Source organism: Gracilibacillus thailandensis (assembly GCF_010994055.1).
GTDB lineage: Bacteria > Bacillota > Bacilli > Bacillales > Amphibacillaceae > Gracilibacillus > Gracilibacillus lacisalsi.
In genome coordinates, this window is record NZ_WJID01000066.1 from 1 (window position 1) to 11,876 (window position 11,876).

General features: G+C 37.7%; 10 protein-coding genes. 9 read left to right on the forward strand and 1 reads right to left on the reverse strand.

Translation table 11 applies throughout. The features are described 5' to 3' along the window. Positions 1 to 495 precede the first annotated feature (495 nt). From fabZ to GH715_RS17380, 9 genes are all read left to right on the forward strand, one after another. On the forward strand, positions 496 to 912 hold the full coding sequence (gene fabZ / locus GH715_RS17340) for a 3-hydroxyacyl-ACP dehydratase FabZ (RefSeq protein ID WP_153836462.1): 417 nt from the start codon (positions 496 to 498) through the stop codon (positions 910 to 912). 177 nt (positions 913 to 1,089) lie between these two features. Continuing rightward, entirely contained in the window at positions 1,090 to 1,419 is a 330-nt protein-coding gene (locus GH715_RS17345) for a hypothetical protein (protein WP_153836461.1), read from the forward strand. Between the two features lie 340 nt (positions 1,420 to 1,759). Continuing rightward, a complete protein-coding gene (locus GH715_RS17350; RefSeq protein WP_153836460.1) occupies positions 1,760 to 2,602 on the forward strand; it encodes a TetR/AcrR family transcriptional regulator in 843 nt (280 codons plus the stop codon). 21 nt (positions 2,603 to 2,623) lie between these two features. Continuing rightward, on the forward strand, positions 2,624 to 3,484 hold the full coding sequence (locus GH715_RS17355; RefSeq protein WP_153836459.1) for an efflux RND transporter periplasmic adaptor subunit: 861 nt from the start codon (positions 2,624 to 2,626) through the stop codon (positions 3,482 to 3,484). A gap of 2 nt (positions 3,485 to 3,486) precedes the next feature. Further along, positions 3,487 to 6,570, forward strand: coding sequence for an efflux RND transporter permease subunit (locus GH715_RS17360; RefSeq protein WP_153836458.1), 3,084 nt, complete (start codon positions 3,487 to 3,489; stop codon positions 6,568 to 6,570). 561 nt (positions 6,571 to 7,131) lie between these two features. After that, on the forward strand, positions 7,132 to 8,241 hold the full coding sequence (locus tag GH715_RS17365; RefSeq protein WP_153836457.1) for a glycosyltransferase: 1,110 nt from the start codon (positions 7,132 to 7,134) through the stop codon (positions 8,239 to 8,241). Between the two features lie 95 nt (positions 8,242 to 8,336). Then, positions 8,337 to 9,467: a glycosyltransferase gene (locus GH715_RS17370; protein WP_153836456.1), complete on the forward strand. Its 1,131-nt coding sequence runs from the start codon at positions 8,337 to 8,339 to the stop codon at positions 9,465 to 9,467. A 10-nt stretch (positions 9,468 to 9,477) separates the two neighbouring features. After that, positions 9,478 to 10,242, forward strand: a complete 765-nt coding sequence (locus tag GH715_RS17375) for a glycosyltransferase family 2 protein (protein ID WP_153836455.1) — start codon at positions 9,478 to 9,480, stop codon at positions 10,240 to 10,242. Positions 10,243 to 10,344: 102 nt separating this feature from the next. Next, positions 10,345 to 11,625, forward strand: coding sequence for a nucleotide sugar dehydrogenase (locus tag GH715_RS17380; RefSeq protein ID WP_153836454.1), 1,281 nt, complete (start codon positions 10,345 to 10,347; stop codon positions 11,623 to 11,625). Positions 11,626 to 11,683: 58 nt separating this feature from the next. Here GH715_RS17380 and GH715_RS17385 read toward each other — a convergent pair whose 3' ends face one another. Continuing rightward, positions 11,684 to 11,836: a hypothetical protein gene (locus tag GH715_RS17385; RefSeq protein WP_153836453.1), complete on the reverse strand. Its 153-nt coding sequence runs from the start codon at positions 11,834 to 11,836 to the stop codon at positions 11,684 to 11,686. Positions 11,837 to 11,876: the final 40 nt, after the last annotated feature.

Consider the following 11,876-nt stretch of genomic DNA (forward strand, 5'->3'; position numbering starts at 1 on the left):
AATTAAAACCGCCGGTTCTACCGGCGGATACTTACTTCCTTTAGAAGTACTGGTGTACATCAAAAAATGAAGATATCCCCGGAAGCGAAACTCTGCTCCGTGGAAAACCTCTTCTCTTCCGAGGAAAAGGCACTCTGTTCCGTGGAAATACGCAGATATCCCCGGAGGAGAAGCAAACATCCCCGGAAGCGGAACCATTATCCCCGGAAGAGCAACTCTGCTCCGTGGAAAACCTCTTCTCTTCCGAGGAAAAGGCACTCTGTTCCGTGGAAATACGCAGATATCCCCGGAGGAGAAGCAAACATCCCCGGAAGCGGAACCATTATCCCCGGAAGAGCAACTCTGCTCCGTGGAAAACCTCTTCTCTTCCGAGGAAAAGGCGCTCTGTTCCGTGGAAATACGCAGATATCCCCGGAAGCTTCAATTAGTCATGCTATGATTTTTTCTATTCTTTTTGATATACTTTAATGGAGAAAAGAAAGGAGTCATACATATATGGATATTGAACAAATTAAAGATACGATCCCACACCGTTATCCATTTCTGTTAGTGGATGCGATCACCGAACAAGATGATAAACGGATTGTCGGCAAAAAGAATGTCACTATTAATGAACCATTTTTTCAGGGACACTTTCCGGATTATCCTGTTATGCCTGGTGTATTAATTGTCGAAGCATTAGCACAAGTTGGGGCGGTTGCGATTTTGAGCAAAGAAGAAAACAGAGGTAAAATTGGTTTTCTTGCAGGAATTGATAAGTGTCGTTTCAAACGTCAAGTGAAACCAGGAGATCAACTCCGTCTTGAAGTAGAAATTATCCGTATAAAAGGACCGATCGGAAAAGGAAAAGCCGTTGCAACAGTAGACGGTGAACTTGCTTGTGAAGCGGAAATTACATTTGCAGTGAAATAAGTAAAAGAGAGGCTTTGCAAAGCTTCTCTTTTTTTTGTCCTAAGCACCCTCTATTTGCATCAACTCCTCCCATCCGAAAAGGAAAAATCCCTACAAAAATATAATTAAAATTTATGGCATATTTTGTAGATTATTTGGTTAACCTACCATTGAAGACGACTTAAAGGAGGATATCACATGGAATTAAAATACGTTAAGTATCTTTCAGCTTTGTTATTATCACTAGCTCTTTTAGCTGGTTGTGCGACAAATGAAGATGAAGAAGAACAACCGCTTGAAGAAGAGCAGCCACAACAAGAAGAACAAGCTCCAACTGATGAAGCTCCAGATGGTGGAGAGCAAGGAAATGGTGGCAACGGTGGTACAAACGGTGGCGCTGATGGCGGAACCGGAGAAGACCTAGGTGAGAATGTGGAAGAAAACTTAGACGAAGCCGAAGAGAATATGGAAGATGCTGTTGAGAATGGTGAAGGTCCAATGGATGATAAAGATAATCCACAGGAATAATTGATCACCATCAAAAGCAGTCAACTTAAAGTAGAAAGCTAAAACCCTGTTTCAGTAGAAGCAGGGTTTATTATTTTGAGTGCATATCTTGCACTTTCACAAGGAAAATAACCCTAGTTGCCATTAGTTGCACACTCTAATTCAGAGGGACTCGTTAGGGTAGAAAATCCTGGTTTTGCTAGTTTTTCTTATGTCATTAATAAATAGCCCTTTTCCTTTGATATTCCAATTGATAACTGGTATAGTATACTACTGACTGACCAGTCATTCACAAAAAATAAAAAAATGAAACATTCATAAAGGGGAAATCGTACTAGAGAAAGTGAGGCGCTGCAAAGACATGGACAGTAAAAAGAAGCGCATGATTGAAGTGAGTTTGAAGCTCTTCTCGGAAAAGGGCTTTCACTCTACTTCCATTCAAGAAATCGCTGATCAAAGTGATGTTTCCAAAGGAGCATTTTACTTACATTTTGATTCGAAGGATGATTTGTTTGTCGAAATTTACAAATATTATACAGAGACAGTTCTTCAAAAATTGAGTAATATGCACCAGGAAACAGGTAATCCTTTTGACCAATTCACAAAGCAGGTTAGCGCATTTCTCCAATTGTTTAAAGAACACAAGGAATACCTGATGATGCATTTTCGAGAAAATGTCCACCTTGGTGATAAGAAGGATGAATTGATTTTAAATCTACATAAGCAGAGCTATGATTGGATGGAAGATCGCTTAATTAATATTTATGGTGAAGAAATAAAGCCCTACATAGTAGATGCCATCATCCTAACAGATGGGGTGATGAGTGGTTATTTTAAATGGATTGCGATTCATGACCTTTCCTTCGATCCGGACCAATTAGCGGGTTATATCACCAAAAATATCGATATTCTGGTGCAAGGCATTTTAACAAATTCTGCGTCTCCTGTATTTCAATATCAGGATTTGAAACGATTCAAGCAAAGGAGTGACCAGTCATTTCAAGCTGTCATCGAGCAAATAAAAAGTCAAATCACAGACCTAGAAAGAGGTGAAAGACAGCAAATAGAAGAAGCATTACATGTACTGGAAGAAGAATGGCAAAAGCAAGAACCTAAACAAATTATCATTCAAAGTATGATCGAGCATTTAGAATCTTATGCAACGATTAAACCAATTGTTCAATCGTTAAAAAAATATGTATAAATATTGAGAGGGGACAAGAAGATGAAGCGTTTATTATTTTTACTGATGATTGTTATCATCACATTAGTTGCTTGTTCGGAAAACAGCGATGAGGAAGAAGAGCAAGTAGAGCGCGTAACACCAGTCGAAACAGGAGAAGTAACAAAAGGTGACCTAGTCATGGAACGTAATTTCTATGGCCGAACGATGCCAAATCAAACAACACCAGTCATTCCTTCTGTAGCGGGTGAAATCGATGAACTAGAAGTAGAAAATGGAGACAAGGTGGAAGAAGATGATGACATTGCGATCATCTCTAGCCCACAAGGCAACATCACCGTAGAAGCTCCGGCAGATGGGGTTATTTCACAATTGGAAGCAAAAGAAGGCTCAATGGTTTCTAATCAAGATCCATTAGCAACGATCATTGATTTAGAGCAGTTAACTGTTCAATTACAAGTACCTGACGTACAACTAGAATTATTTGAGAAAGGGAAAGAAGTTACCCTGTTATTACAAAGTGCAGAAGAAGAAACACACGAAGCAGAGATTGAATATGTAGCAGACGCTGCCAATGAAGCGGGACTATTCCCGATTGATTTGTCATTCGATAATGAAACAACCCATTACAAAGCAGGCGTCATTGCTACTGTCGTGTTAGAAGATACCGTAATTGAAGATTCATTACTAATTCCAACAGCAGCATTAGTTGAAGAGAATGATGATACGTATGTATATGTTGTAGAAGATGATACAGCTAAAAAAGTAGAAATAGATGTTCAGGCAACACAGTCCGAATTAACAGCTATTCAAGCAGAGCTTAATGAAGGAGACCAAATCATTACAAGTGGACAATTAACCCTTGTAGATGGCAGTAAAATTAGTGTAGTAGAGGAGGATTAATCATGAAACTAGTCAATACATCGGTTAAACGGCCAGTCGGGGTCATCATGATTGTCCTCGCTATTATTGCAATGGGTGTTATATCAGTTCGAAATTTAGCGATAGATCTTTTCCCGGAAATTGATTTACCAATTGCAGTGGTTGCGACCAGCTATCCAGATGCAGCACCTCAAGAGGTCGAAAAATTAGTGTCAGAACCGATTGAAGGTGGCCTTAGCTCGATTGAAGGGGTCAACACGATTCAATCCCAATCGCAAACAGGCTCTTCCTTAGTTATTATTATGTTTGAAAATGGCACGGATCTCGATAATGCCTTACTGGAGGTTCGGGAAAGTGTAGATCAAGTAAAAGCGGCATTGCCAGATGGTGCTAATGATCCAAGTGTTCTTCGCTTTAACCCAAATCAAATGCCAATTATGTGGGTTGGTTTAACAGGCAGTGATACCAACACATTACAAACAGTAGCAGAGGACACCATTCAACCATATTTTGAACGACAAAGCGGTGTTGCTTCTGTCAGTATCGAAGGTGGAGAAGAAAGAGTTATAGAATTAGAATTAGACCGGGCGGCGATGATGCAATATGGTGTATCAACCCAAGCGATTCAGCAGGCGTTGCAAGGTGCTAATCAATCTGGTTCAGCAGGATCGATTCAACGTGGTGAGCAGGATTTACAGCTACGTGTAGATGGTACATTTAAATCAGTAGATGATATTTCCAATTCGATTATTCGGACACCACAAGGTGCACAAATAACAGTCGAAGATGTGGCAGATGTCAACGATACAACGCAAAAAAATGGCACAACCCTTGTCAATAATGAGACAGCCGTTGTGTTAAGCATTCTAAAACAATCAGACGGTAACACAGTGGAAGTATCAGACAATGTATTAGCTGCAATCGATGATTTAAATGAAGATATGCCAGAAGGTGTAAGCCTCGATGTAGTCGTTGATACGTCAGACTTTATTAAACAATCGATTAATTCTGTTATTCAAAATATGATTTTTGGTGGAATTTTCGCGTTATTAGTATTGCTACTATTCCTGAAAAGTGTTAGAGCAACTCTTGTTATCGGGGTGTCGATCCCAATTGCGATTGTTTCCACATTTGTACTGTTATATTTCACCGGTGAAACGTTGAATGTATTAACGATGGGTGGTCTTGCACTCGGTATCGGGATGATGGTCGACAGTTCCATCGTTATACTCGAAAATATCGTCTCGTACAGGCAAAAAGGATATGGTATCAAAGATGCAGCGATAAAAGGTGCTTCAGAGCTTGCGCCAGCCGTAATTGCATCAACAACGACAACGTTAGTAGTATTTTTACCAATCGTATTCGTTGAAGGTATTGCATCGGAATTATTTACACCATTAGCGTTAACCGTTTCGTTTGCATTAATTGCATCGCTAGCAGTTGCGGTTACGCTCATCCCGATGTTATCATCCAAACTTTTAACGAAAGCTATGGAAGATAATGGTCGTCGTTACTGGTTCGATCGTTTCTTACAAAAAGTAGTGAACGGCTACCAACGAGTGATCGAAAAAGCCTTGAAACTAAGAAAAACAACGATTGTGGTTACGATTGTCGCTATCATTGGAAGTGTTTCTTTATTGCCGTTTATTGGTACTGCCTTTATTCCAGAAGGTGATCAAGGCCAGTTAGGTATCACAGTAGAAACACCAACAGGTACAAATGAGGAGAAACGTCTTGCGATCACCGAACAAGTGAATGACATATTGGCAGATTACGATGATGTCATTGATGTCAGTTATGTAACGGTCGGTAGTGGTAATTCGGAAGAAGCGTTGATGACAGGTGGTTCTGATGCTTCCTATCAAATACAATTAGTACCTGCAGATGAACGTGATCAAACAACAACATCCGTAGTACAACAATTAGATGATGAATTGCAAGATATTGCTGGGGCGGAAATTACCGTTAGCGAAGCAAGTTCTGGTGCCGGATTAGGCGATCCGATCCAAATCCAAATTTCGGGTCCAGAAACAGAAGTGTTACAGGAACTGTCAGATCAGGTGCTGATAGTACTAGAAGATGTGGAAGGTGTCTACAACCCAACATCATCTCTATCTGATACGCAACCAGAAATTGCGATTCAAGTTGATCGTGAGCTTGCAGCACAATATGGTTTAAGCTATCAAGAAGTAATGAGCCAAGTTCAGGTCGGTTTTACTGGCCAGACGATCATGCAGTATCGTGAAGCCGGAGAAGAAATGAATGTCAAATTAATGTATCCGGAAGATCAACGCTCAACCATTAATGACTTAGAAAATTTAATGGTTCAAAATCAAGAAGGAACGACGATTCCTTTGCAGACGATTGCGGATTTCGAACAAGTACAAAGTGCCGCAACTATTTCACGTCAGAACCAGGAACGACAAGTTAATATTTCATCTGGTGTTGTTGACAGTGATTTAGGTACTGTATCTCAAAATGTTCAAAGTGCATTGAATTCCATGAACTTCCCAGAAGATTATGATTATTCGATCGGCGGTCAGGCGGAAGATATGACAGAAGCCTTTGTTGACTTAGGTCTGGCTTTAGTATTATCGATTTTCTTAGTATACGCCGTTATGGCAGTTCAATTTGAAAACTTCCTGCATCCATTAATCATTATGTTCTCCATGCCTGCAACAGCAATAGGGGTGTTTGGTGGACTGTTCATTACCGGTCAGCCGTTATCCATCACGGCCTTTATCGGGGTGATTATGCTCGCAGGTATAGTAGTTAACAATGCGATCGTGCTGGTCGATTATATAAATATTCTAAGGAATCGAGGAATGGATCGACACGAAGCCATTGTCGAAGCTGGAAAAACAAGGTTGCGTCCTATTTTAATGACAACCTTAACGACAATCCTAGCAATGGTTCCATTAGCGTTAGGATATGGTGAAGGTGCGGAAATGCAACAGCCAATGGCCATAACCGTCATTTTCGGTTTATTGACATCCAGCGTCTTTACACTAGTCTTAATTCCAGTCGTTTATACGTACTTTGATAACCTATCAGAGCGTATTAAAGGATGGTTTACGAGAAAAGGTAAGAAAAAGAAAGAAGCGTAAGAAGATTAATCTGAACAATTATTCCAGGTTCTATGAAAGTAGAATAGGGATGGTGTTCAGATTTTTCTTTTTAAAATATGATCTACCATGGATATTGCCCTTTCCAGGAACGAGGGGTGCTCTTCCGTGGATATAACCCTTTTTTCCAGAGAAAGTTCTCTGAAATAGGATATTATTAACTCTATGAAGAAAACTACCCATTAAGTGACGAGTGAATAGTATTGACTTTTACTCTTTTTCAATTGCGTTACATTTCGCTAATAACTCTTTCGTTTCTATTAAATATCGTATAAAATAGAAAGATATGTGATGAAAATGTAAAATTTTGCAGTTTTCGGTTTGAACAGTCATAAACAGACATTTTTATCACGGTGCTAATCGTCTGTAATCCCCCACTTCAAACTTCAAGTAAGACAGAGAAGCTAATTGTGGGCTAACAGACACTAACACCCTGATAAGTTACGCTATTGATCAGTGAGAGTCAAAACCCTCACTGATCAAAGTCTCACTTTATCGAACAGATATAAGTAGCCTGATCGTAAGCAGGAGGAAAGAAAACAGATGAAAAAAGTAAACATCGTGTTCTTTATCTATCAAATGGGGGCCGGTGGAGCTGCCAGAACTTTATTAAACATTATCAATAACTTAGATAGAAATAAATTTTCTCCCATCTTAGTCACGCTAAACTATGATGGGTCTTATGAGCATGCACTAAAAGATGATGTAACCTTTATTAAATTGGACACGAAACGTTTGAGCAGATCCATCTTTAAATTAGCAAAAATTATTCGAGAACAACAAGTAGACATTGTATTTAGTACGATTCCAAGAGTAAACACGATTGCGATATTGGCAAAACTAGCCTCTTTCACAAAAGCTAAAAATGTGATTAGGGAAGCGGATAATCTAGGTGGTACATGGAAAGAAAATCTTCAGTTATTAGGATTTGGCCTTGTTTATCGGTTAGCGAATCAAATTATCTCCCTTTCAGAAGGGGTAAAAGACAATCTAGTCGAACGGTATAAAGTACCGAGAGAATCGATCGAAGTAATCTATAATCCGGTCGATGTCGCCAATATTACAGATCTGGCTAATCAAGAAGAAGACTTCGATCATCAGTCATTATTTGATACAGATGACAAGATGATCATTACCGCTGGACGATTAGTCCCTCAAAAAGATCATCACACGATGCTACGCGCTTTTGCGAAGGTAAATAAACAATGCGCTAGTCGGTTGGTGATGCTTGGAGAAGGGTATTTATATGATGAATTAAAACAGTTATCAAACGAATTAAACATAGAAGATCGTGTCCATTTTCTTGGGTTTCAACAAAATCCGTATGTTTATTTCCGTCATGCCGACTTATTTGTACTGTCATCTAAGCATGAGGGATTTAGTCATGTAATTGCCGAAGCATTAGCGACCAAGACAGCTGTTGTATCAACCAACTGTCGCTCTGGTCCATCAGAGGTATTGGACAACGGCAAATATGGGTTGTTAAGTCCTGTCGGTGATGAAGAGCAGCTTGCAGAGAATATGCTCGCTGTTTTACAAGCAACTCCAGAAGAATTGCAAACCATCACAGAGAAAGGCTATAAACGTGCGACATTCTTTAACTCAAACAAGATCGTAAGACAATATGAACAAATTTTTCTAGATGTGCTATAATTAATGGTTGTTCACATCGAATTATTTGTTCAAAAGTATCAGTTAAATGAAGGCAAAACTTAAGTTTGCCTTTATAGAAGTGGAGGTTTATCTATTTGTCTCAATCAAGTAAAATTGTCCATATGACGACTGTTCATCACCCATATGATACGAGAATTTATCATAAAGAATGTGTATCACTACAAAAGAATGGATATGATGTGTCGTTAATGGCACCAATCGATGAACAAAGTGATAGTCAGGATGAGCAAAATAAAGTAGACATCATTCCACTTAAGAAGTATGCCAATCGCTGGAAACGAATGCTCTTTGGGCCAATTCAAGCCTATAAACAAGCAAAAAGGATGAAGGCGGATATCTACCATTTTCACGATCCGGAATTAATCTTTGTCGGTTGGCTGTTAAAAAAGAAAGGTAATACAGTCATCTATGATGTACATGAGGATTACTATACAAGTATTATGCAGAAAGAGTATTTTCCTCAGCCCATCAAACGAATCATCGGTAAATTGTACAATAGTATGGAACGGTTATTAGTAAAGAAAATGGAACTGTGCCTGGCAGAAAAATATTACTTTGATCGTTATCAACGAGGGACATGCATCCTCAATTATCCGATCTTGAATGAGAAATTAATCAATCAAGAAATCGATCGAAGTAATATGAGCAACAAATTGTTATACACCGGGAATGTATCGGTGGAAAGAGGTGCATTTTACCATGCTGAAATTCCGCAAATCATGGACAAGCATGTTTATTTAGTTGGGAAATGCTCAAGTAACTTAGCAGAGCAAATGAAAGAACATGCAGGTGACAAGCAAGACTACATCCACTTTGACGGGATTGACCGTTTTGTTGAGCGAGAAGAGATTGATGATTATTATTTAAATGAAAATTGGATTGCCGGTTTAGCGATTTTCCCTGCTACTGATCATTATTTGAAGAAAGAACTAACGAAGTTTTTTGAATATATGAGTGCGGGATTGCCGATCATCTGCTCGAATTTTTCAAGATGGAAAGCATTTATTGACCAGCATCAATGTGGTATTACCGTTGATCCTGAAAATAAGCAAGAATGGATCGATGCTGTTGAATACTTAAACAATCATCCATTAGAAGCGGAGACGATGGGGTATAATGGTAGAAAAGCGGTCTTACAGGAATTAAGCTGGGAATCTCAGGAGAAGAAGCTTTTGGCATGGTATGAGCAATTATTAAATAAATAGGATGGAAAATATGAATGAAATAAAAGATTACAATCTTGTTTCTGTAATTACGCCAACCTATAATTCAGAAACGTATATACGGGAGACGATAGAGTCGGTCCTACAGCAAACCTACTCGCATTGGGAAATGGTAATAGTGGATGACGGTTCAACCGATCAGACAATCTCGATCATTGAAGAATATCAGAAAGAAGACGATAGAATACGACTGATTGCCCTTGAAAGAAACCAAGGAGCAGCGGTCGCCAGAAATACAGCAATCGAAAACGCACAAGGCAGATACATCGCTTTTTTGGATAGTGATGACAGGTGGTTGCCGGAAAAATTGGAAAGACAATTAACTTTTATGCGGCAGCATGATTATGCTTTTACCTATACAAGCTATTTGGAAATTCACTCAGATGATGCAAAAAATAAAGTAGTAACAATTCCTGATGCTGTAGAATATAATGATTTGTTAAAAAACTGTGTGATAGGATGTCTTACAGTTATATTAGATCGAAATAAAATCAATGAAATCCAGATGGTAAATATAAGATCGAGACAAGACTATGCATTATGGTTGAATTTGACACGAAGAGGTTTTACGGCATTTGGTTTGCAAGAAACTTTGGCTAAATATCGAGTTAGACAAAATTCCATTTCTAGTAATAAAATAAAAATGGCTAAACAAAATTGGAAAGTTTATCGAGAAGTAGAAAAACTAAATTTGTTAAAAAGTGTTTGGTATTTTATGCATTATGCATATTTTAAAATAAAAAAATATGTTGTATAATTTCTAAGTATGTTTAAATTTGATGTTTTGTTTAAAAATAACATTATGTAAAACTAGTTAAGATTTTTTCTGAAAATACTTAAATTATAAGAGGTGTAGATAATGGATAGAAAAATAGGGATTGTAGGGTTAGGATATGTTGGTCTACCGATAGCAGTTGCGTTTGGGCAACAACACCATGTGGTAGGCTTCGATATTAACGAAAATAGAATTAACACATTAAAAAATAATATTGATTTTACCAATGAGGTAGAGATAGAAGAATTAAAAAAAGCAGATATAGCATTTACATCTGATCCTATTCAACTATCTGATTGTGATTTTTTAATTATTGCAGTTCCAACTCCAATTAATATGAACAAATTACCAGACTTTAAGCCATTAGAAGGAGCTTCACGAACAGTAGGGAAGCACTTGAAAAAAGGTACTATTGTGGTGTATGAGTCTACTGTGTATCCAGGAGCTACAGAAGAGGTTTGCGTCCCAATACTTGAAGAAGAATCAGGATTGAAATCAGGTGAAGATTTCTTTATTGGTTATTCACCAGAAAGAATTAATCCCGGGGATAAAAAACACACATTTAAAACAATCACCAAAGTTGTTTCCGGTCAAACACCAGAAGTACTTGATATCATTTCAGAAGTGTATGAAAGTGTTGTTGATGCTGGAGTCTTTAGAGCATCATCATTAAAAGTAGCGGAAGCTGCAAAAATTATTGAGAATACACAACGTGACGTTAACATTGCATTAATGAATGAATTGGCTATCATGTTTGACCGTATGGGTATAGATACCGCTGAGGTGTTAGAAGCAGCTGGAACAAAGTGGAATTTCTTACCGTTTAGTCCAGGGCTTGTAGGGGGACACTGTATAGGTGTAGATCCATACTATTTAACACACAAGTCTGAAAAAGTAGGTTATAGACCAGAGCTTATTCTTTCAGGACGAAGAATTAATGACGATATGGGTAAATATGTAGCTACAGCTTTAGTTAAAGAAATGATCAAAGAAAAAATCCAAGTTCATGGAGCTTCTGTAACCATTTTAGGTCTAACCTTTAAAGAAAATGTACCTGATTTAAGAAATTCTAGAGTTATTGATGTAATTAATGAACTGAAGGAATATGGTATGGATATTCAAGTTTCTGATCCTTATGCTTCATCAGAAGAAGCAAAAAATGAATACGGTGTGGAACTTATTCCATATGAAGATTTAAAGCCATCTGATGCAGTTGTATTAGCTGTACCGCATCAATTCTATTTAGATAAATCTTGGACTGAATTTGAAAGGTTAGTTAAAAATGATGTAAATATATTAGTTGATCTAAAAAGCAAATTAAATAAAGAGAAATGCCCTGAGAAATTCAAATTGTGGAGATTATAAATAGAAAGAAGCACAATATACAGTTATATTGTGCTTCTTTAAATAATAAATTAATTAATTAATCAACTTTATTTTTATTAATAAAGCCTTCAAACTCATATTCAATATCTAAATCATCGATATCATCCGGGTTTGAATCCCAATTACTTTCTTCAAGGTACTCTGAATGTTTATTACTTGAATTAAATAGCAGATTTTTGAATTTTTTCATTTATATGCTCCTTTATGTCTTGTATATATTTCTATTTTGA

What these genes read in the sequence shown, in the direction of transcription:
- fabZ (WP_153836462.1), top strand. Translation starts at nt 496, where the DNA reads ATGGATATTGAACAAATTAAAGATACGATCCCACACCGTTATCCATTT.
- GH715_RS17345 (WP_153836461.1), top strand. Translation starts at nt 1,090, where the DNA reads ATGGAATTAAAATACGTTAAGTATCTTTCAGCTTTGTTATTATCACTA.
- GH715_RS17350 (WP_153836460.1), top strand. Translation starts at nt 1,760, where the DNA reads ATGGACAGTAAAAAGAAGCGCATGATTGAAGTGAGTTTGAAGCTCTTC.
- GH715_RS17355 (WP_153836459.1), top strand. Translation starts at nt 2,624, where the DNA reads ATGAAGCGTTTATTATTTTTACTGATGATTGTTATCATCACATTAGTT.
- GH715_RS17360 (WP_153836458.1), top strand. Translation starts at nt 3,487, where the DNA reads ATGAAACTAGTCAATACATCGGTTAAACGGCCAGTCGGGGTCATCATG.
- GH715_RS17365 (WP_153836457.1), top strand. Translation starts at nt 7,132, where the DNA reads ATGAAAAAAGTAAACATCGTGTTCTTTATCTATCAAATGGGGGCCGGT.
- GH715_RS17375 (WP_153836455.1), top strand. Translation starts at nt 9,478, where the DNA reads ATGAATGAAATAAAAGATTACAATCTTGTTTCTGTAATTACGCCAACC.
- GH715_RS17380 (WP_153836454.1), top strand. Translation starts at nt 10,345, where the DNA reads ATGGATAGAAAAATAGGGATTGTAGGGTTAGGATATGTTGGTCTACCG.
- GH715_RS17385 (WP_153836453.1), bottom strand. Translation starts at nt 11,836, where the DNA reads ATGAAAAAATTCAAAAATCTGCTATTTAATTCAAGTAATAAACATTCA.